22 protein-coding genes and 1 tRNA gene are annotated in these 20,561 nt (G+C 63.0%); 16 read left to right on the top strand and 7 right to left on the bottom strand.

Going from position 1 to position 20,561, the window contains the following annotated elements:
- Nucleotides 1-46 precede the first annotated feature (46 nt).
- The 8 genes from NKJ58_RS08310 (at nt 47) to NKJ58_RS08275 (ending at nt 5,384) form a co-directional block, all read left to right on the top strand.
- The gene (locus NKJ58_RS08310) at nt 47-691 is read left to right on the top strand and encodes an ssDNA-binding protein (protein ID WP_352852945.1); all 645 of its coding nucleotides are present in this window, start codon (nt 47-49) and stop codon (nt 689-691) included.
- On the top strand, nt 691-948 hold the full coding sequence (locus tag NKJ58_RS08305; protein WP_352852944.1) for a DUF2312 domain-containing protein: 258 nt from the start codon (nt 691-693) through the stop codon (nt 946-948). Before NKJ58_RS08310 ends, NKJ58_RS08305 begins: the two co-directional genes overlap by 1 nt.
- Before the next feature lie 33 nt (nt 949-981).
- Complete coding sequence (locus tag NKJ58_RS08300) at nt 982-1,605, top strand: YfbR-like 5'-deoxynucleotidase (RefSeq protein WP_352852943.1); 624 nt, start codon at nt 982-984, stop codon at nt 1,603-1,605.
- Entirely contained in the window at nt 1,602-1,748 is a 147-nt protein-coding gene (locus tag NKJ58_RS08295) for a hypothetical protein (protein WP_352852942.1), read from the top strand. Before NKJ58_RS08300 ends, NKJ58_RS08295 begins: the two co-directional genes overlap by 4 nt.
- Complete coding sequence (locus NKJ58_RS08290) at nt 1,745-2,455, top strand: helix-turn-helix domain-containing protein (RefSeq protein WP_352852941.1); 711 nt, start codon at nt 1,745-1,747, stop codon at nt 2,453-2,455. Before NKJ58_RS08295 ends, NKJ58_RS08290 begins: the two co-directional genes overlap by 4 nt.
- Nucleotides 2,452-2,991 carry an NUMOD4 motif-containing HNH endonuclease gene (locus tag NKJ58_RS08285; protein WP_352852940.1) on the top strand — a complete coding sequence of 180 codons (540 nt, stop codon included), beginning with the start codon at nt 2,452-2,454 and terminating at the stop codon, nt 2,989-2,991. The genes NKJ58_RS08290 and NKJ58_RS08285 overlap by 4 nt, the downstream gene beginning before the upstream one ends.
- 13 nt (nt 2,992-3,004) lie before the next feature.
- On the top strand, nt 3,005-4,990 hold the full coding sequence (locus tag NKJ58_RS08280; protein WP_352852939.1) for a DNA polymerase: 1,986 nt from the start codon (nt 3,005-3,007) through the stop codon (nt 4,988-4,990).
- A 175-nt stretch (nt 4,991-5,165) separates the two neighbouring features.
- The gene (locus NKJ58_RS08275) at nt 5,166-5,384 is read left to right on the top strand and encodes a hypothetical protein (protein ID WP_352852938.1); all 219 of its coding nucleotides are present in this window, start codon (nt 5,166-5,168) and stop codon (nt 5,382-5,384) included.
- Nucleotides 5,385-5,613: 229 nt separating this feature from the next.
- Here the strand turns inward: NKJ58_RS08275 and NKJ58_RS08270 are convergent.
- The 3 genes from NKJ58_RS08270 to phaC form a co-directional block, all read right to left on the bottom strand.
- Nucleotides 5,614-5,688: transfer RNA gene (locus NKJ58_RS08270), tRNA-Glu, on the bottom strand.
- A 324-nt stretch (nt 5,689-6,012) separates the two neighbouring features.
- Nucleotides 6,013-7,134, bottom strand: coding sequence for a D-Ala-D-Ala carboxypeptidase family metallohydrolase (locus NKJ58_RS08265; protein WP_352852937.1), 1,122 nt, complete (start codon nt 7,132-7,134; stop codon nt 6,013-6,015).
- Between the two features lie 360 nt (nt 7,135-7,494).
- Nucleotides 7,495-9,330, bottom strand: coding sequence for a class I poly(R)-hydroxyalkanoic acid synthase (gene phaC, locus NKJ58_RS08260; RefSeq protein WP_023708456.1), 1,836 nt, complete (start codon nt 9,328-9,330; stop codon nt 7,495-7,497).
- 97 nt (nt 9,331-9,427) lie between these two features.
- Here phaC and NKJ58_RS08255 point away from each other — a divergent pair, with 97 nt between their 5' ends.
- The 4 genes from NKJ58_RS08255 (at nt 9,428) to recJ (ending at nt 14,543) form a co-directional block, all read left to right on the top strand.
- Entirely contained in the window at nt 9,428-9,838 is a 411-nt protein-coding gene (locus tag NKJ58_RS08255) for a hypothetical protein (protein ID WP_023667627.1), read from the top strand.
- Between the two features lie 90 nt (nt 9,839-9,928).
- Nucleotides 9,929-11,146, top strand: coding sequence for an LL-diaminopimelate aminotransferase (locus NKJ58_RS08250; protein WP_023681615.1), 1,218 nt, complete (start codon nt 9,929-9,931; stop codon nt 11,144-11,146).
- Between the two features lie 50 nt (nt 11,147-11,196).
- Nucleotides 11,197-12,510, top strand: coding sequence for a homoserine dehydrogenase (locus tag NKJ58_RS08245; protein WP_023707143.1), 1,314 nt, complete (start codon nt 11,197-11,199; stop codon nt 12,508-12,510).
- A 248-nt stretch (nt 12,511-12,758) separates the two neighbouring features.
- Nucleotides 12,759-14,543: a single-stranded-DNA-specific exonuclease RecJ gene (gene recJ / locus NKJ58_RS08240; protein ID WP_023695459.1), complete on the top strand. Its 1,785-nt coding sequence runs from the start codon at nt 12,759-12,761 to the stop codon at nt 14,541-14,543.
- A 15-nt stretch (nt 14,544-14,558) separates the two neighbouring features.
- On the opposite strand, the gene NKJ58_RS08235 is transcribed toward recJ, so the two are convergent.
- The 3 genes from NKJ58_RS08235 to folE all read right to left on the bottom strand — a co-directional run bounded on the left by NKJ58_RS08235 (nt 14,559) and on the right by folE (nt 16,744).
- Nucleotides 14,559-15,530, bottom strand: coding sequence for a patatin family protein (locus NKJ58_RS08235; RefSeq protein ID WP_023667624.1), 972 nt, complete (start codon nt 15,528-15,530; stop codon nt 14,559-14,561).
- Between the two features lie 84 nt (nt 15,531-15,614).
- A complete protein-coding gene (gene hisI / locus NKJ58_RS08230; RefSeq protein WP_023695458.1) occupies nt 15,615-16,073 on the bottom strand; it encodes a phosphoribosyl-AMP cyclohydrolase in 459 nt (152 codons plus the stop codon).
- 35 nt (nt 16,074-16,108) lie between these two features.
- Nucleotides 16,109-16,744 carry a GTP cyclohydrolase I FolE gene (gene folE / locus NKJ58_RS08225; RefSeq protein WP_023710658.1) on the bottom strand — a complete coding sequence of 212 codons (636 nt, stop codon included), beginning with the start codon at nt 16,742-16,744 and terminating at the stop codon, nt 16,109-16,111.
- A 241-nt stretch (nt 16,745-16,985) separates the two neighbouring features.
- Between folE and NKJ58_RS08220 the strand changes: the two genes are divergently transcribed.
- Nucleotides 16,986-17,432, top strand: a complete 447-nt coding sequence (locus tag NKJ58_RS08220) for an iron-sulfur cluster assembly scaffold protein (protein ID WP_023710657.1) — start codon at nt 16,986-16,988, stop codon at nt 17,430-17,432.
- 60 nt (nt 17,433-17,492) lie between these two features.
- The gene (gene tolA, locus NKJ58_RS08215) at nt 17,493-17,888 is read left to right on the top strand and encodes a cell envelope integrity protein TolA (RefSeq protein WP_156933737.1); all 396 of its coding nucleotides are present in this window, start codon (nt 17,493-17,495) and stop codon (nt 17,886-17,888) included.
- Here tolA and NKJ58_RS08210 read toward each other — a convergent pair.
- The gene (locus tag NKJ58_RS08210) at nt 17,885-18,820 is read right to left on the bottom strand and encodes a LysR substrate-binding domain-containing protein (RefSeq protein ID WP_023710655.1); all 936 of its coding nucleotides are present in this window, start codon (nt 18,818-18,820) and stop codon (nt 17,885-17,887) included. The two genes, tolA and NKJ58_RS08210, sit on opposite strands and share 4 nt — an antisense overlap.
- A 372-nt stretch (nt 18,821-19,192) precedes the next feature.
- Between NKJ58_RS08210 and yidD the strand changes: the two genes are divergently transcribed.
- Nucleotides 19,193-19,561, top strand: coding sequence for a membrane protein insertion efficiency factor YidD (yidD, locus tag NKJ58_RS08205; protein ID WP_023695455.1), 369 nt, complete (start codon nt 19,193-19,195; stop codon nt 19,559-19,561).
- A 158-nt stretch (nt 19,562-19,719) separates the two neighbouring features.
- Nucleotides 19,720-20,535: a class D beta-lactamase gene (gene blaOXA, locus NKJ58_RS08200; protein WP_352518667.1), complete on the top strand. Its 816-nt coding sequence runs from the start codon at nt 19,720-19,722 to the stop codon at nt 20,533-20,535.
- The last annotated feature ends 26 nt before the right edge of the window (nt 20,536-20,561 follow it).

The following is a 20,561-nucleotide window of genomic DNA, read 5'->3' as shown; positions in this document are numbered from 1 at the left end:
GGGCCTGCCACCACAAAGTGGCCCATCATCCTGTAAGGAACCACTCATGCCTAACATTCCCGATAGCCTGAAGAAAGCATTCAAGTCGGACAAGTCCGGCAACATCATTCTCCCGGCGGCGCGCATGGTCTATGCCTCGCTGTTCACGGCCACCCGCCCGTCTAAGAGCGAGACGGACCCGAAGCGCTTCCAGTACGCCAACACCGTGCTCGTGCCGGCTGGCGCCGATATCTCCGCGCTCGAAGACGAAATCGACCGCATCTTCAAGGAGAACGTGCCGGAGGCCAAACGCGCCACGACCAAGTGGAAGCGTCCGATCCTGCTGACGGCCGATCAGGGCACCCTGGCCGGCTACGCGGACGACTATCCGATCACGCTGCGCGCCAACTCGAAGGCGTTCCAGAAGGACGGCAAGCCGCGTCCGGCGCCGGATGTCATCGACAACGCCGGCAACCCGGTCGACAAGGCCGACGAACCGCAGCAGACCTACAACGGCCGCTGGTGCAGGATGTCTTTGAATCCTTACTGGTATCCGGCCAACGACGGTCAGCCTGGCGTTTCTCTCGGTCTCGTCAACGTGCAGCTTCTGTACCACGACGACCCCCTGGCCGGGGGAAAAGTGAAAGCCTCGAGCGATTTCGAAGCGATCGCCGATGCCGACATGGCTGATCTGGACAAGGAGTTCGCGTGATGGAGTCGGCCACGATCGGCCACAACTCCATCGCCGGCAAGGAACTGACTGCGATCATCGAGCGCATCGAGCGTTTCGAGGTCGCCAAGAAGGACATTGCCGACGAGATCAAGAACGAGTTCACCCAGGCCAAGGGCAAGGGGTTCGACGTGAAGATCATGCGCAAGGTCATTCGCATGCGGAAGATGGACCAGGCCAAGCGCGAGGAAGAACAGGCGCTGACCGAAGCCTATCTGCACGCCTGCGGCATGCTCTGATTGTAGCGTTGTAGGATAGAAAGGAGACTTCCTATGGAACTGCACCAACTGATGGCCGGCGGGAAAGTTGAAACCTCAACCGCGAAGGTCGGCCCGGATTGGCTCCGCGGCGACTGGATGGAGACCTGGACCGGGAAGCAGTTTTTCCCGTTTCAACCGACTGTTGAAAGTGTCGACATCCTCGACATCGCCCACGCGCTTTCGATGACGTGCAGATACGGCGGTCATTGCAAGCAGTTCTACAGCGTCGCGCAGCATTCGGTGCTCGTGGCCAGCAAGGCGCCAGCGCACCTCGCGCTGCGCGCTCTGCTCCACGATGCACCGGAGGCGTACACCGGCGACCTCATCCGGCCCATCAAGAAGCACCCCGAAATGGCTGCCTTCGAATGGGTCGAGCAGATCGTCGAGCGCGCCATCTGTGCCGCGCTCGACGTGCCTTTCCCAATCATGACGCCGGAGATCAAGCGGCTCGACAACCGGATCCTGCTCGACGAGCGGATGCAGGTCATGTCGGCGTCCGGCCACGAGTGGACGCTGTCCGAGGGCGAACCGCTCGGCGTCACCATCGAGCCATGGAGCCCGGAGACGGCGCGCTGGAAGTTCCTGAACGCCTACGAGCAATACCGCGCGTGGCACAAGCTGACGGTGGACGCATGACCACCGTCACGATCTACGCGCTCACCATGCCGCCGTCGGCGGTGTTCCAGCGATCGTTCGCCAGGCCAGCCGACGCGCGCGACTACGCCGCGTTCTTCCGCGGCTTGGGCTCGTGCCACGTCAAGACGAGGAGAGACCGATGAGCGGCGCAGCGAGGAAAATCGAACTCGGCACGATCAGCGAGCGCACCAGTTGGCAAGCGCTGTTCGAATACGCCTGCGAGCTTGAAGGCATGGTCAAGACCCTCACGGAGGCGACGACCGAAAATGTGCTGCACCTCCTGCAGCGGGCGTTCCACCTGACCGGCAAGGAGGCGAAGATGCTGGCCTCCCTGGCGGACGGCCGGACCCACACGAAGGCGCACATCCTCGACGCGATGTATTGGGACCAGATCGACGACGCGCCAGAGCCGAAGATCATTGACGTGTTCGTCTGCAAGGTCAGGAAGAAGATTGCCGGCTCCGGCGTCGGGATCGACACCCTTTGGGGCAACGGGTACGTGCTGACCGGGGTCGAAACGCTCCGGGCCATAATGTCTGGCGCCGTTCCTGTCCTCGCCGAGGGGGCCACGGCAGAGCAGATCGTCGGCCGCCACCCCGGCACCTTTGGTCGCCGCTACGGGACCGTGCGCGACGCGGTCATCGGGTTCCTGCAGGAGCGGGCCGACCAGGACGGCGTGGTCGTCGTCACGTCGCGCGAGGTGAGTGCAGGGGCCGGGCTCAACGGCGCCGGCTCGGTGAACATCCGCAACTTGGAGAGGGCAGGCCGTCTCAAGGTTTTGAAAGCGGCTGAGAGGCAAGGGGCGATCGGTTGCGGTCTCTGGACCTTGAAGCTGGCGGAGGCCGCGTGAGCGAGAATTGGCGCACCATTCCCGGCTTTGAAGGGCTGTACGAGGTCTCTGATCTCGGTCGCGTGCGGAGCTTGGACCATGTGGTGCTTCGAAACAGTCCGTACCACGGCGGGCTCATCCCGACGCGGCGCAAAGGCAGAGTTCTGAAACCCTGCGTGACTGACGGCTACGAATTCGTGAACATCTACCGCGACGGCGAGATGCATCGTTTTGCAGTGCATATTTTGGTCGCCGCAGAATTCATCGGCCCCAGGCCGGAGGGGCTTGTCGTTCGACATTTGGACGGGGTCAAAAGGCACAATCTACCGGGCAATTTTTGCTACGGCACGCCGAAGGAAAATTCCGAAGATAGCGTGAAGCACGGGACGTTGTCGCATTCTGAGGGGCACCACAAAGCCAAATTGACACGCGAAGACGTAGCTAAAATCCGCGCGGCGCGGGGGGCTGAACGACAAATAGATTTGGCCGAGCGCTTTGGGGTTTGTCAGACCGTCGTAAGCAGCATCCAGCTCGGAAAGATTTGGCGACATGTCTGAATCGTCGCTTCATGTGGATTTCGAGACGAGAAGTGCGGCAGACCTCAAGCGTTGCGGCGTTTACGCCTACGCCGCGCACGCGACGACGGACATCTGGTGCCTGGCCTACGCCTTCGACGACGGGCCGATCGAAGTCTGGACGCCGGGCCAGCCAGTGCCGGCCGACATCGTCGAGCACATCATGCTCGACGGCGTGCTGACGGCGCACAACGCTGCGTTCGAGCGGATCATCTGGCGCTACATCCTGGCGCCACGCTACGGCTTCCCGGAGCCCGCCACGGAGCAGTGGCGCTGCACCATGGCGATGGCATATTCGCTGGCGCTGCCTGGCAGCCTTGAGAATGCTGCGCCCGCCGCCGGGCTCGACATGGCCAAGGACAAGCACGGCCACCGGCTGATGATGCAGATGGCTAGGCCGCGGAAAACCGAGCCGGAACTGATCTGGTGGAACGAGCCAGAGAAGATCGTTCGGCTGATCGAATATTGCAAGCAGGACGTTGCGGTCGAGCGTGCGCTGGAAAAGCGCTTGCGGCCGCTGTCGGTCTCCGAGTTGGCGTTGTGGCATCTCGACCAGAAGATCAACGACCGTGGCGTGCTGGTCGACGAGACGTTGGCGCTGGCCGCCAAAGGCATCGTCAAGCAGGCGCAGGCCGACCTCGATGTCCGAATGCGCGCGCTGACCGACAACGAGGTGTCGGCATGCTCGAACCGCAACCAGCTCGTGAAGTGGATCCGGGCCCAAGGCGTCGATTGCGACAGCATCAACAAGGCCGCGATGGAAGTGCTGCTCGAGGAAGACAACCCGCTGCCGCCGCAGGTGCGCGCCGTGCTGCTGGTCCGGCAGGAGTCGGCGAGGGCATCCGTCGCCAAGATTGACAGCTTGCTGAATGGCAAGTCGCCGGAAGACGATCGCGCCAAGGGACTGCTGCAGTTCCACAGCGCATCGACCGGCCGGTGGGGCGGGCGCCGCTTCCAGCCCCAAAATTTAAAACGTCCCGACGAGGAAGACATCGACACGCTGATCGACATCGTCGCGACCGGCGATTTCGACTACCTCTCGATGTCGTACCCCAATCCGCTGTCCGCCGTCGGCGACATCCTGCGCGGGCTGGTCGTGGCCGCACCTGGCCACCGCATCGTGGCGGCCGACTATTCGAACATCGAAGGCCGTGTGCTGGCGTGGCTGGCGGGCGAGCAGTGGAAGCTGGATGCGTTCCGGGCGTTCGACGGAGGGACAGGCCATGACCTTTATAAGATCACGGCCGCCGGTATCTTGGGGAAGGAGCCGAGTGCGGTCACAAAGGACGAACGTCAGAGCCACGGCAAGGTGCCAGAGCTTGCCCTTGGGTATCAGGGCGGCGTTGGTGCGTTCTCCACTATGGCGGCAAATTATGGTCTCACTCTTGAGGTGCCGGTCATCGAGGCCATCCGCGACGGCTGGCGCGAAAAGCATCCCCGGATCAAGCAGTTCTGGTACGGCATGGAAGAAGCGGCGGTCGACGCCGTCCAGCGGCGCGGCGAGGTCACGCGCGTCGGCAAGATCGCGTTCAAGGTCGCCGGCAGCTGGCTGATGATGAGGCTGCCGTCCGGCCGCTACATCGCATATCCCCGGCCGGAGATCCGGGAGTTCGACGTGCCGTGGGGCGGTACGAAGGCGGGGCTCACCTATTTCTCGACGATCGACCCGGCCAAGAAGGGCAAGATCATCGACGATGACGCCAACAGCACGACGTGGGCGCGGATCAAGACCTACGGCGGCATGCTGGCGGAGAACGCGACGCAAGCCGTTGCGCGCGATGTGCTCGCCGACGCGATGCCGCGGCTCGAAGCCGCCGGCTACCCGATCATTCTCACCGTGCACGACGAAGTGGTGTGTGAGGTGCCGACGGGCCACGGCTCTGTCGACGAGATGGAAGAAATCATGTGCGACCTGCCTGCGTGGGCTGCCGGCTTGCCGGTGGCCGCGGAAGGCTTTGAAGGGGAGAGGTATCGGAAATGAGATACGATTGTGATGCCCGCCGCGAACGCAAACAGGAATGGCACCGATGGTTCGCGTGGTGCCCGGTCAGAGTGGGGCCGAACGACTGTCGGTGGTTGGAGTTCGTTGAGCGAAAAGGCGAATATGTCTGCTCATGGGGCGACTGCTGCTGGTTCTTCACATATCGGAGCGTCCAGTGAGACTCGCATCGCTCGCCCAAGGTCTTCGCGACACATCTGAACGTTTCGGCGGGATCAAGCACTACCTCGAAGCCGCCGGCCAGCTCGATCGCGCGGCGTCGGCGTTCAGTCGCAACCAGGATCTCGATAGCCTGAAGGCGCTCAACGGCGCCGTGGCCAGGGCCAACCGCTACAAGATGGAGACTGAGGTCGAGAAGGGGCCGGTGGCGCTGTGACCAAGCGGGCTGATGTCAACGACGAAGACAAGCTGACGCTGCCGACCATGGTCATCTATTCGACCGGGTTCAAAGGGCCGTGCGGCTTCGTCGTTCACGCTCCGTCCGAATCAGAGGCCAAACCGGCCAAGCGCCGCAAGAAGCTTAACGCGCCAGTGGCGCGTCAACGTCGCTCTCGCGCTACAAAGTAACTTTCCGGCCTAATGATTTGTTTTCCTTGAGAGATTTCTGGTACGCCCAAGGGGAATCGAACCCCTGTTACCGCCGTGAAAGGGCGGTGTCCTAACCGCTAGACGATGGGCGCGCTCAGACGAAGCGGCTTATAATTGCGTTGTTGCCAACCGGCAACCCATCAGCCGCCAGATGCGGAAACTTTTTTCAAGAGGGGCGAAAACGGCCAGTTTGGTGAGCCAGCGCAGGTTTTCTGGCCTCGCGTCGTTGCACATCTTTGGACGAACGCGCCGCGCAGTCGTCATCCTCGCGTCTGCGCTGCGTCGCTGCGCTCCTTGCTTCGCCATAGGATGACGAAGTCGCGGGTGCCTCGGCTAATCTCGAACGTCGCTGATAGGTAATCGGAAAAAACGGCGGGCTGCTAACAGCCCCTCGGCCCGTTTGCCGAATGGGGATGCTACCCCCGCCGGCGGCAGCGCCAATTCCAGTCGCGCTCGGGGCCGACGTCGACGTGAACGGATTCGGTATGGCAGTAGGTGCCGACGCCGCCGCGGCCGGGCATGGTTCGGATGTAGCTCGCCAGTTCCCATTTGGAGACGCCGGGAACCTGGATGTCGGCGGCGGCGCAATACATGTGCAGCGAATTCTTGGCGCCGTTGGCGCGCCGGTTGCGGGCCGGGTCGCGGTAGCCTGATGTGACCATCATCTTGCGGCCGTAATGGCCTTCGATGGTCTTCAGCACACGCACCAGCGACGGCTTCAGGCAGGCGACGTCGACGCTCTCGTTTTGCTTCAACAGGCCATTGGGCGCCAGCCGGGCGAGGCCGGCGGCGGAGGCCACCTGATAGGCGCCGCCCGAACCCTCGTCCTCGTTCAGGTCGACGTCGCTTTCGTCGTCGAGGCCGGATTTGCGCTTGATCTCGAACAGCGCCGTCTGGCGCACGCCGGGCAAGGCATCGCTGCCGGTGATGTGGTTGCTCTCGTTGCCAAGCGAGGCAAGCTGCAAGGGCTTGTCGGCGGAATTGGCTGACGCTAGCGTGATGATCGGCTTTGCCGGGACGGCCTTCTGGGAAGCAACCGCAGGCTGTTCGCCCGAGCGCGAGTTGACCAGCGGAGCAGGTGCCGCGGAGGCTGGCATGGTGCTGAACAGTGAGGCCAGGAAGCCCTTCTTCGGCGTGTCGATCTGCTGGGGCGCGGCGGTCACGTAGACCTCGTTGGTCGCGGGTGCCGCTGCCGTCGCTTTCGGTGCGGTCACGCCGGCATCGGCGGCGGCGATCTTCTGCGCCACGGCGTCCGTTGCGGCCGCGGTCTGTGCTGACTGCTGCAGCGACTGCGGCGTCTGGCCGACAATGGTTTCGGAGCCGGCGGGAACATTGACCGGGAAGCCGGTGCCGGGCTTGGCCACCGGCACATAGGCGACCTGCTCGGGCAGTGTCGCATCGCCCGCTGCCGTCATCATCATCTGCGGCCCGGTGGATGTGACCTGCACGGTCGAATCGCCCGGCGCCGCAGGGCTGGCGCCGGAAGCCGCGGAGATGTCAGAAGCGGTCGCGTTGTAGCCAGGCATGCCGACGGACATTGTGGGGTCGCCAGCGGAGGTGCAGGACGCCAGAAGCACGGAGAAAAGCGCTGCCGCTATAGTGCGACCTTCTCTCCCCGCGAGACGCGATCCTACTGATTTCAAAACTAAATTCCCCCTCGGTGTCCGGTCGGCCTGCTATTGGTGCGGCGTCGAAACGTTCACATCCAATAACGTTGTGTTCCCAAACCGGAAACGAGACTTGTGTCAATTCTGCAAGCCTCTGAATTATTTGCTCGTTGGAGGCCAATTGAGGCTTCTTGAAGGTTGACGATACCATTTCGCCCCGTTTTGCCGGCTCGTCAACTCACCAGACATTACATTCCGTTACACACAGGCACCTGCAAAAGGTGCCGGCCGTTACACACGCACCTTCACATAGGTGCCGGGGGCATCACCCAGGGTTTTCATGTGCTTGCCCGGTTTGCGGGCCGGAACGAGGGTGTCGTCCTGGGTCTCGATCCAGTGCTGCCAATGCGTCCACCAGGAGCCGGGATGCTCCACCGCGGAGGCGAGCCACTGGTCAAAATCGCCTGTCGGTTTGCCGCCGGTCCAGTACTGGTATTTCTTGGCTGCCGGCGGGTTGACGACACCGGCAATGTGGCCGGAACCAGCCATCACAAACTCGACCTCACCGCCGAAATATTGCGAGCCGAGAAACACGGAAAGGGCCGGCGCGATGTGATCTTCCTTCGACGCCAGGTTGTAAACCGGGATGGTGACGTCGGCCAGCGACAAAGTGCGGCCGGCGAGTTCCATCACGCCACGCGTCAGATTGTTCTCGAGATAACAGTTGCGCAGGTAGAAGGAGTGGTTGGCGGCCGCCATGCGGGTGGAATCGGCGTTCCAGTAGAGCAGGTCGAAGGGAAGGGGATCCTTGCCGCGCATGTAATTGTTGATGACATAAGGCCAGATCAGGTCGCCCGAGCGCAGCATGTTGAAGGCGGTCGCCATCTTGGTGCCGTCGAGGTAGCCCTTTTCGTTCATCGATTTCTCGACCGCTGCCACCTGGTCCTCGTCGACGAAGACTTTCAGGTCGCCGGCATGGGTGAAGTCGACCTGCGTGGTGAAGAAGGTCGCCGATTTGATGCGGTTGTCGCCTTCCTGTGCCAGCAGTGCGAGTGCGGCCGCCAGCAGCGTGCCGCCGACGCAATAGCCGATGGCGTTGACCTCTTTCTCGCCGGTCGCCTTCTCGATCGTGTCGAGGCCGTATTGCAGGCCTTCCCGTATGTAAGCTTCCCAGCCCTTGGCGCCGTGCCGCTCGTCGGGATTGATCCAGGAGATGACGAACACGGTATGGCCTTGCTCGATCGCCCAGCGGATGAAGGACTTTTGCGGGTTGAGATCGAGGATGTAGAACTTGTTGATCCAGGGCGGGCAGATCAGCAGCGGGCGCTTGAGCACCGTCTCCGTCGTCGGATCGTACTGGATGATTTCGGCGACATCGCTGCGCCCGACCACCTTGCCGGGAGATGTCGCGACGTTCTTGCCGATCTCGAAGGGCGAATAGTCAGCTTGTCTCAGCTTCAGGTCGCCCTTGCCGGCGGCGATGTCTTCGGCCAGCATCTTCATGCCGCGCACCAGGTTTTCGCCATTCGAGGCAACGGTTTCTCGAAACAGCTCCGGATTGGTCAGGATGAAGTTCGACGGCGAGATGGCATTGGACACCTGCTTGACGTAGAAGCTGGCCTTATGGCGGGTGTGATCGTCGAGGCCTTCGGCGTGCTCGACCAGGTCGGCCGCCCAGCGCGAGGTGACGAGATAGGCCTGTTTGAGGAAATCGAAGAAAGCGTTGCGACCCCATTCGGGGTCTTGAAAACGCTTGTCGCCGCGCTCGGGCTTGACCGCATCTTCGGGCGCCTCGGCATTCGGGCTAACCTTCTGGATGGCGTTGCCCCAGACCGTCATGTAGCCGGCGAACAGTCGCGTCTGCGCTTCCAGCGCGCGTTGCGGGTCGGCCAGCCAATATTCGCTGAGCTTGGAAAAGGTTTTTACCATGTCGACCACGGGTTCGGCGACATGATCGCGCACCTCGCCCTTTTCGCGCGGCTCGGCCCAGGCGGAGGCGGCTTTGCCGGCCTGTTCGACCATACGCGCCATGTTCAACGCGAAGCGTTCCGGGTCTTTCACCAGATATTGCTCGACGGTCGAAGATTGATCATCTTCCGCTTTGCTCGAATCAGGTGTTTTGGACATGGCTCGCGGGGTTCCTCCCGAGGCGTTTTCTTGACATATTATCATGGGACATCTGACCGGGTCCAATGCGCTGTACCCCGGCTGCCAGGAAAACAATATGACGATTAACACCGGCGAGACCATTTTTTCGGGGGCAGGCCGCTTTTGCCGCATCGCGGTTGCAATCGCCTGTCTGGCGCCAGGGCTGCTGGCGGCAAGTGGCTGCACGAGCGCCAACACCGGCAACGGGATGAATGTCGGCCTGACCCAGGGCGCGCAGGACACCGGCTCTTATCCCAATCTCAACATCCCACCGCAGGTGGCGGCAAAGCAACTCACCCCTGAGGAGACGCAGGCCAAGCTTGCCCAGTTGAAGGGCGAACAGCAGGGGCAAGTGGCCAAGGGCGGCGGCGGTGCCCCGTCCACCAGCCCGGCGGCGCTGAATTCGCTGGCGAAGAACCATGGCAAGGACACGCTGAAGCAGATCGAAGCCAAATGCGATCCCGCCCTCGACCCTACCTGCAAATAAGGCTATATCGCGCGCCGAAAGCGGTCTTTGCCAAGGGCGCCTAGCCAAGCCAACTGTGCTAAAGCCAATCTTAAATCGTCTGGAACTGACATGGAAGAATTTCACAAGGTCCGCCGGCTTCCGCCCTACGTGTTCGAGCAGGTCAACCGGCTGAAGGCCAGCGCCCGTTCGCGCGGCGCTGACATTATCGACCTTGGCATGGGCAATCCCGACCTGCCGACTCCGAAGGCGATCGTCGACAAATTGTGCGAAGTGGTGCGCGATCCGCGCACGCATCGCTATTCCTCCTCGCGCGGCATCCCAGGTCTGCGCCGCGCCCAGGCCGCCTATTATCAGCGCCGTTTCGGCGTGAAGCTCAATCCCGACACGCAGGTGGTGGCGACGCTCGGTTCGAAGGAAGGCTTCGCCAATATGGCGCAGGCGATCACCGCGCCGGGCGACGTGATCCTGTGCCCCAACCCGACCTATCCGATCCATGCTTTCGGCTTCATCATGTCGGGCGGCGTCATCCGTTCGCTGCAGGTCGAGCCGGATGACGGCTTCATCCCGGCGCTCGAGCGCGGTGTCCGTCATTCGATCCCGAAGCCACTGGCATTGATCCTCAACTATCCGTCGAACCCGACGGCGCTGGTCGCCTCGCTCGATTTCTACAAGGACGTGGTCGCCTTCGCCAAGAAGAACGACATCATCATCCTGTCGGACCTTGCCTATTCGGAGATCTATTTCGACGGCAATCCGCCGCCTTCGGTGCTGCAAGTGCCGGGCGCCATCGATGTCTGCGTCGAGTTCACCTCGATGTCGAAGACCTTCTCCATGCCCGGCTGGCGCATGGGCTTTGCCGTCGGCAATGAGCGGCTGATCTCGGCGTTGACGCGGGTGAAGTCCTATCTCGACTACGGCGCCTTCACGCCGATCCAGGTGGCGGCGGCGCATGCGCTGAATGGCGACGGCGCCGACATCGCCGAAGTGCGCGAGGTCTATTTGAAGCGCCGCGACGTCATGGTCGACGCCTTCAGCCGCGCCGGCTGGACCATTCCGGCACCGGCTGCCTCGATGTTCGCCTGGGCGCCGATCCCGGAGCCGTTCAAGCATCTCGGCTCGCTTGAGTTTTCCAAGCTCCTGATCGAGCACGCCGACGTGGCGGTGGCGCCGGGCATCGGCTTTGGCGAGCATGGCGACGATCATGTCCGCATCGCGCTGGTCGAGAACGAGCACCGGATCCGGCAGGCGGCGCGCAACATCAAGCGCTTCCTGGCGTCCAGCGCCAAGCAGCCGAACAATGTGGTGCCGCTCGCCGCGCATCGCTAAAGTCGCCGCACATCTTATTCGAGCAGATTTTTTGAGGGGCGTCGCCGGGCATGGCTGAAGCGTTGCGTGTTGGAATTGCCGGTCTGGGTACTGTCGGTGCCTCGGTGGCGCGCGTGCTGCGCGACAAGGCAGCGGAACTGACGCGCCAGTGCGGACGCGATGTCATCGTCGCGGCCGTTTCCGCGCGTGATCCCAAGCGCGACCGTGGCGTCGACCTCAGCGCCGCCAAATGGTTCGACGATCCGATCAAGATGGCGCAGGCCGCCGATATCGACGTCTTCGTCGAACTGATCGGCGGCGATGAAGGGGCAGCGCGCGCGTCGGTCAAGGCAGCACTTGAAGCCGGACGTCATGTCGTCACCGCCAACAAGGCGCTGTTGGCCAAGCACGGCGTGGCGCTTGCCGAAATCGCCGAGAAGAAGGGCGTGCTGCTCAACTACGAGGCGGCAGTTGCCGGCGGCATCCCGGTCATCAAGACGATGCGCGAGGCGATGGCCGGCAATTCGGTCACTCGCGTTTTCGGCATCCTCAACGGCACCTGCAACTACATCCTGACCCGCATGGAGGCCGAGGGCATCTCCTTCGACGAGTGCCTGAAGGACGCGCAACGGCTGGGCTACGCCGAAGCCGATCCGACTTTCGATATCGAGGGCCATGACACGGCGCATAAATTGTCGATCCTGACCAGCCTGGCCTTCGGCACCAGGATCGCCGCCAACGACATCTACATGGAAGGCATTTCCAATATCAGCCAGGCCGATATCCGCGCCGCGGGCGACCTTGGCTACCGGATAAAATTGCTCGGCGTCGCGCAGCGCACCGACAGCGGCATCGAGCAGCGTGTGCACCCGACCATGGTGCCGACCGCGTCGGTGATCGCACAGGTGCATGGCGTTACCAATGCGGTGGCCATCGAAACCGACATTCTGGGCGAACTGCTGCTCTCCGGCCCGGGCGCCGGCGGCAACGCCACCGCGTCCGCCGTGGTCGGCGATATCGCCGACATCGCAAAGAGCCGGCCGGGCTTCCAGCACGGTCCGGTGTTCGGCCTGCCGGCCAAGGAACTGCGCCCCTACAAGAAGGCGCAGATGCGCAGCCATGCCGGCGGCTATTTCATCCGGCTGACCGTGCACGACCGCATCGGCGTCTTCGCCGCGATCGCCAAGCGCATGGCGGACAACGACATTTCGCTGGAATCGATCGTCCAGCATGCCGTCAGCGGCGAGACGGACGCGCAAAAGACGGTGATCCTGGTCACCCACGAGACGACGGAAGCAGCGGTGCGCAAGGCTGTCGACGGCATCACCAAGGACGGCCACCTCACAGACAAGCCGCAGGTTATCCGCATCGAGCGTGCGGGCTAGGCCAAGTCATTTTTCTCCTTTAACCGATTGATGCTGCTGCTGAAAATGGTTTCGGACGCCATAATGCTCTCTCTCTTTGATTTGGAGCCGGATTGAGATTTCAGGTCGAACCCACCAGTCATCATCGGGTTCTGGCGGAGGCGTGAGCCGCGAGATCAAGGCGCGTCACCAGGAGGTGGAAAAGTTGAGACTTTCCTGTTTAGCCGTCGCATATTGCCGGAAATGACAATCTGTAGACTACGCCTCCTATGACGGGCGACAAACGCTTCTTCCTCGACGTCAGGCAGTCGGCGACCGGTGTTTCCTGGGAACACCGGTTGAGCGAGCGGCAGGACATGACTGCGCTGGCCATAGCGCAGGGCCACGGCGTGCCCGACATTGTGGCTCGCGTGCTCGCCGGGCGCGGCGTCACCGCGGACCAGGCCGAGCGCTTCCTCGATCCGACGATCCGCAATCTGTTGCCGGATCCGGCTTCGCTGACCGACATGGGCAAGGCTGCGACCCGCATCGCCGAAGCGGTCATGGCCAAGGAGAAGGTGGCAATCTTCGGCGACTACGATGTCGACGGCGCCGCCTCTTCGGCGTTGCTCAAGCGCTTCCTGACGCATTTCTCGGTGCCTTCGGAGATCTACATTCCCGACCGCATCTTCGAGGGCTACGGCCCCAATCCGGAGGCTATGCGCGAACTGGTCTCGCGCGGCGCGACGCTGATCGTCACCGTCGATTGCGGCACCAACAGCGCTGTCTCCATCGATGCCGTCAAGGCCGCAGGCGCCGATGTGGTGGTGCTCGACCACCATCAGGTCGGCGGCCCGCTGCCGGAGGCGACCGCGGTCGTCAATCCCAATCGCGAGGACGACCTTTCCGGGCAAGGCCATCTGTGCGCCGCCGGTGTCGTCTTCCTCACTCTGGTGCAGACGGCGAGGGTCCTGCGCAGCCGATTGCCCGACGCAGCGCCACCGGACCTGTTGTCGTTGCTCGACTTGGCGGCGCTGGCCACGGTTTGCGATGTGGTGCCGCTCATCGGCGTGAACCGCGCTTTCGTCGTCAAGGGACTGCAGATGGCGCGGCAGCAGAAGAATGAGGGGCTCGCCGCACTGGCGCGGGTGTCCCGCATCGGTGAGCCGATAAGCACCTTTCATCTCGCCTATCTGATTGGGCCGCGCATCAATGCCGGCGGCCGCATCGGCGATGCAGCACTTGGCAGCCGGCTGCTCGCCACCGACGATCCGGTTGAGGCCGGGACCATTGCCGAGACACTCGACCGGCTCAACCAGGAACGCCAGCAGATGGAGCTGGAGATGCTGGCAGCGGCGCGCGCCGAGGCTGACGCCGAACTTGCCGGCGGCAACGGGCCGGCCATCATCGTCACCGCCAGCACCAATTGGCATCCCGGCATTGTCGGCTTGATCGCCTCGCGGCTGAAGGACCATGCGCGGCGGCCGGCCTTCGCCATCGCCTTCAACGCCAATGGCATCGGCACCGGCTCTGGCCGTTCGGTGTCGGGCTTCGATCTCGGACGGCTGGTGCGCGCAGCCGCCGATGCCGGGCTGATCGTCAAGGGCGGCGGCCACGGCATGGCCGCCGGCATCACGGTGGAACGCGCCAAGCTCGGCGAACTCCGTGCTTTCTTCGAGGAGCGCGCGGCGGCCGAAGTGTTCCGGCTGCAGGACGAAGAAAGTCTGGCCGTCGACGGCGCGCTCGCCGCCGAGGGCGCGACGATTGCTTTGCTCGATGCATTGGAAAAGGCCGGGCCTTTCGGCGCCGGCCATGTCGCGCCGGTGTTCGCGCTGCCGCGCCATCGGCTGGCCGACGCGCGGGCTGTCGGCACCAACCACATCCGGGCTGATCTGCAGTCGGAAAGCGGCGGCCGCATCCAGGGCATCGCCTTTCGATCCGTCGATACCGCGCTGGGCGAATTCCTGTTCAAGAACAGGGGCAACACGATCCATGTAGCCGGCTCGCTGTCGGGGAATTATTGGAACGGCAACCGCACGGTGCAGTTCCGCATCACCGATGCGGCCAAAGCCTGACATTGCCGAACTGGTTTAAGCGAGAACCGTCTGCAGCCGCTTCAACTCGCTGATCTGCGCCATCGTCGCCTGGTAACCGACGCTGATCGCCTCATCCGCGCGGTGGAATTCGGTCAAGCCGATATGGCTGAGTTTCGGTTGCAGCGACATGTCGGGCGGATCGCCCGCCAGCCTTGCGCGTGAAATCCGGTCCTGGATGATGTTAAAGGCTTCGACCATGACGCCGGTGATGCCGAGACGGCTCTGGTGCGGCTGGTGGTCGGGGCTGGCCTGGCCTGGCCGGGGCGCGTCCTTCTCGATGAGCAGTTCGCCGGCGCTGTGCTTGATGACGGCGGCGCGGCCGAACAGATCGTAGTGAAGGTTGACCGCGACGACCAGCGGCTGCTCGTAGGCGCGGCAGACCGAAACCGGAACCGGGTTGACCAGCGCGCCGTCGACCAGAATGCGGCCGTTGCAATTCACCGGTTCGAACACGCCGGGCAGCGCATAGGAAGCCCGCATCGCGGTGATCAGCGAACCGCTGGACAGCCAGATCTCATGGCCGGTGCGAATTTCGGCGCCAACGGCGACGAAGGGTTTCGTCAGATCCTCGAAGCGGATGCCTGCCATGTGCTCGCGCAGCCTGACGTCCAGTTTCATGCCGCCGAACAGGCCGCTGCCGCGCAGATTGAGATCGAGCAGGCCGAAGATGCGCCGCTTGGTCAGGCTGCGGGCGAACTCCTCGAGTTCGTCCAGCTTGCCGGCGAGATAGCAGCCGCCAACCAGCGCGCCGATCGAGGTGCCGGCGATCATTGAGACTTCGATGCCGGCTTCGTCGAGCGCGCGCAGCACGCCAATGTGCGCCCAGCCGCGTGCGCAGCCGCCGCCCAGCGCGAGCGAAATGCCTGTCTTGCCCGCGGGTTGCGGGTCAGGCACGCCGCCGGACGATGAGGGGCCATTGGCCTCCCGCACGTCCGGTCTGCTACGCAATGACGCCCACTCGAGCATCATGATCTCCCTTGTCCCGCGTCCGTTCTACAGGAAGGACGTTTGAGAATAGTGAATATGAGTGGTTTGCGACTGTTGAATGGTTCACGCGGGCTTCCGATAGGTTTTTTCCGCATCGAACAGCGGCGTGCTGCCATCGTCGGCAAGCGTTGCCTTGCCGCCGATTAGCCCCACCGTCCGATAAAAACATGAACGCCGGCCGGTGTGACAAGTTGCGTCGTGGCCCAACACTTTGACGCGCAACCATATGGCGTCCTGGTCACAATCCGTGAGCATCTCGACGACGGTCTGAAAATTGCCTGATGTTTCGCCCTTCTTCCACAGCGTGCTGCGCGAGCGCGACCAGTAGTGCGCGATGCCGGTTTCGAGCGTCAGCGCCAGCGCCTCGGCATTCATATGCGCGACCATCAGCAGCATACCGTCAGCGGCGTCAGTGACGACGACGGTGACCAGCCCGGCAGCATCGAAACGCGGGGAAAACACCGCGCCTTCTTCGAGGGCCTTCTTGTCTGATGGAGCCTTGGGAAATGTTAGTGCCGACATCGCCGGTCCTTGATCTAGCGATGCCGGCGAGGGGCTTACGCCCCGAGGCCGCGCACCATGGTGACGAAACGGACCTGTTCCTCGGGCGTGTCCTTGAACACGCCGGTGAAGGTCGAGGTCAGCGTGGTGGAGCCCTGCTTGCGGATGCCGCGCATGGCCATGCACATATGCTCAGCCTCGATCATGACGGCGACACCGCGCGGATTGAGCACGTCCTGGATGACGCCGGCGATCTGTGCGGTCATGGCCTCCTGGGTCTGCAGGCGATGGGCGAAGATATCGACCACACGGGCAATCTTGGACAGGCCGACGACCTTGCCGTCCGGGAGGTAGCCGACATGCGCCTTGCCGATGATCGGCACCATGTGGTGCTCGCAATGCGAGTGGAACTGGATGTCCCTGACGATGACGAGATCGTCATAGCCGGCGACTTCCTCGAAGGTGCGGCCGAGTTCTTCGGCCGGGCACATGTCATAGCCGTTGAACATTTCGAGAAAGGCCTTGGTGACGCGCTTGGGCGTGTCGATCAGGCCCTCGCGGTCCGGATTGTCGCCGGTCCAGCGCAACAGCGTGCGCACGGCGGCCTCGACCTCGGCTTCGCTCGGCCTGTCGGTGACCGGCCTGTCCAGATAGTCGGAAGGGGGCATGATTTTCTTGATGACGGCATCCATAAAGGCGTCTCCCGTAGTTCCTCTCTCAGGAGGAACGAGTTGAACGGACCACGACCTTTCGGGTGCTGAAAACTCGCCCGGTTTCCAGCCCGCAAGCGGCGTGAACGAAATGGGCAAGGACGATGGCTCTTCGTTGCCTTGTCGATACCCGACTGCCAGCATTATATATGGTCGTGCGCAGCGAATGAAAGACGTCACAGCGGCAATCGCTGTTCGCTTGGCGGCGACGGATTGGAAAAATATGATTGACGACGTCTACAATGCGAAAATTCTGGGTTTTGCCGGAAACATCGCCCGCATAGGCCGGCTCGATCATCCGGATGCGAGCGCCAAGGCTCATTCCAAATTGTGCGGCTCGACGGTAACCGTCGACCTCAAGATGGACAATGGCGTCGTCACCGATTTCGCTCATGACGTGAAGGCCTGCGCCCTCGGCCAGGCTTCGTCCTCGATCATGGCTCAACATGTCATCGGCGCCAGCGCCGACGAATTGCGGGCGGTGCGCGACACCGTGCTGAAGATGCTCAAGGAAAACGGCGCGCCGCCGCAAGGCCGCTTTGCCGATCTGAGATATCTGGAGCCGGTGCGCGACTACAAGGCGCGCCATGCCTCGACCATGCTGACCTTCGATGCGGTCGTTGACGCCATCGGCCAGATCGAGAAGAAGCGCGCGGAAGAGGCGGCGTGACCCTTGCCATTTGATCGCCAAAGCCTGGTGTTCGCCGCGAGCCTTGCTGGCGCAGTTGCGTTGAGCAGCGGCGCGAGCCGGGCGGACGTGGCGGTCCAGCGCGATATCGGCGAGTATCTCAAGAAGGCCATCCAGCTCTGCTGGAGCATACCTGTAGACGCCCACAGCATAGTCCGCGTCCAGTTCAGCCTGAACAAGGACGGTTCGCTCGCCGGTCCGCCAAAAATCCTCAGCCCTGCGCCACCGACGCCGGACAAGGTTGCCGAGGCCGCTGTCCGGGCCATCTCGCGCTGCGCACCATTTTCCAGGCTGACATCCTATACGGCCCATTATGATCTGTGGCGTGATGTCGTGCTGACATTCGACCCGGGACAGGATACTTCGGACAGGGCTCTGGGCATCGATGCGAAGGAGCTCGACCAAGCCCTCGAAAAATTCCGCAAGAAGCCAAATTAGCTGAGGCCGGTCAGGCGGCTCTTGGTTTGCTGCGCCCGTCTGCTTTCGGCAAATTCGCTTCTCACCCAGTCGGCGAAGGCCTTGGCCGGCTCCGCCAGGTCCTTCAAACTCCTGCCGACCAGCCAGTAGGCGCCCGATGCGACATCAATGTCGAACGGCTTGATCAGCGCGCCGGATGCAATCTCCTCGCCGATCTGCAAGAGGTCGCCCAGCGCCACGCCGTGGCCGAGCAGGGCCGCCTGCTTCGACAGCGACACATCCGCCAGCATAGGGCCGCGCGCCGGAATGGTGTCGGCTGCCACGCCGGCTGCCTCGAACCAGCGCGCCCAGCCTTGACGATTCTCCTCGTGCAACAGCGTGTAGCGGGCAAGGTCGAGCGGCTTTTCGAGGGCAGGGCCCGATGCCAGCAAGGCCGGCGACAAGACCGGTGAATCGACGGTCGAGGCGAGCCATTCGGCCTCGCTGCGCGGCCATGAGGTGGCGCGCGCGCTGAAGCGCAAGGCGAGTTCGGGCTGATCGCTGCGGAACTCGATCGGCCTTGGGTCGACTTCGAGGGAAACGTCGATATCGGGCCGCAACTGGCTGAAGCGGTTGAGCCGCGGCAACAGCCATACAGAGGCCAGCGACGGCTCGACGCTGACGCGAACCACCGACTGCGCCGGGGCCGCCACCAGGTCCGAAAGCAGCCTGTCGATGTCGTCGAAACTCCTGACCAACTGATCGAGCAGGCGCTGGCCGGCTTCGCTCAGCTCGACGCGACGGTGATGACGGTGGAACAAGGGCTGGCGCAGGAACTGCTCGAGTTCGCGGATCTGCCGGCTGATGGCGGCCTGGGAGACGAACAGCTCCTCGGCGGCCCGGCTAAAGCTCAATTGCCGGCCGGCTGCCTCGAAACTTCGCAATGCCGTCAGGGGCAGCCGTCCGCGCTTCATTTCGCATAACCCGAAGTTATCTGAACCGGAAATTATACTCGTTTGAAGGCGAAGGCCAGCGGGCGTCTAATCCGTCTCAAAGGAGATGCGGCCATGATCCAGTTACTGGAAATCTTTTGCGATGTGATGCGGATCGCGACATTTCAGTGGCATGGCGACAGGCAGCATCATGTGCAGCGCACCGAGCAAAGGCCGGCCACCCGCTGGGCGGCTCCAGCGGAGCGGCATCCCTTTCGCCGCTCGCGACCCTGAAGCCGACAAAGAGGCGAGTGAAGAGGATTGCGTTTGCCGGCCGAAGCTCACATCTATCGGTTTGGAAACGCAAGCTGACCCGGAAGCCGGTTTCGGGGTCGCGTTCGGAAAGAGACTGCGGTGGGCGACCAGCATCGGCATGTGCATGCCGCCGGACAGACCCGGCGCGGGCGCAACTGGCCCGGTCCCTGGCGCAAAACACCCGGCCGCATTTTCGGCACGTCGCTGGTGCGCTTGTACCAGCTGACGCTGTCCGGCTTTGTCGGCAATTCCTGCCGGCATCTGCCGACCTGTTCCGAATACGCGCATGAGGCAATCGCCCGCCATGGCCTGTGGGCCGGCGGCTGGATGGGGCTTTTTCGCGTGCTGCGCTGCGGGCCGTTCGGAACGCATGGTGTCGACCGCGTGCCGGAGGTGCTCGCTCCGAGCTACGTCTGGTTCACGCCATGGCGTTATTGGCAGATCGGCAGGAAGCGCGGCGAGGCCTGACGGCGGACGCGCTGGGTCCCTGATATAGATCGCCAGGGCGGCATTTCTTTACGATCCGGTAGGGTTAACAACGGCCTGCACAAAGACTGCGCATTTGAGTCAAAATCGAGCCAAGACACTTCGCTAAGCGCCTCCTGTTCATTCCCAGGAGAGCCCACATGCGTCGGATCGAAACCCATCCCTTCATCATTGCCGCGGTCCTCTTCCTGCTGGCCTGGTTTCTGGGATTTCCGATGCGGGCGCAATCGGCGCCGCTTGGCGATTTCGCCTGCACGCTTATCCAGGACGCGGCGAGCGGCGAGACGCTCTATCAAAGCGGCGTCTGCGACCAACGCGTCAGCCCGGCGTCGACCTTCAAGGTGCCGCTGGCGCTGATCGGCTACGACAGCGGTGTCCTCAGCGACGCGCATACACCGAGCTGGGACTACAAGCCTGAGTTCAACGCCGTGAAGCGCGACCACAAGGCCGTCGACCCGACGATCTGGGAGCGCGACTCGATCGTATGGTATTCGCGCGAGATCGTGCGCCGGCTCGGCGCAAAAAGCTTTGCCCTCTACGTCTCGAAATTCGGCTACGGCAACATGGATGTCTCGGGCGATGCCGACAAGGACAACGGGCTCACGCAATCCTGGATAAATTCCTCGCTTGAGATATCGCCGGTCGAACAGACAGCCTTCCTGCGCCAGCTGCTCGCCGGCAAGATGCCGGTTTCTGCCAAGGCGCATGAGATGACCCGAGCCATCCTGCCGACTTTCCAGGCCGGCGGCTGGACGGTGCGGGGCAAAACCGGCAGCACCAGGCTGGGAAACAGCAAGGACAAGCGCGCGCTGGGCTGGTTCGTCGGCTGGGCCGAAAAGGGCGGCCGGCGGATCGTCTTCGCCCGGCTGGTCGTCGATACCAAACCGATCGACACACCGAAGGGCTTGGCGACACGCGCGGCGTTCCTGAAGGATTTGACGCAGCTGGTGAAGTGAGTTGCCGCGACAAACGGCTGTGCCAA

Origin of the sequence: Mesorhizobium sp. M0139, assembly GCF_040322455.1 — a bacterium.
Taxonomy (GTDB): domain Bacteria; phylum Pseudomonadota; class Alphaproteobacteria; order Rhizobiales; family Rhizobiaceae; genus Mesorhizobium.
Note: the sequence above shows the minus strand (reverse complement) of the source record. Positions and strands in the feature narration are given on the sequence as shown.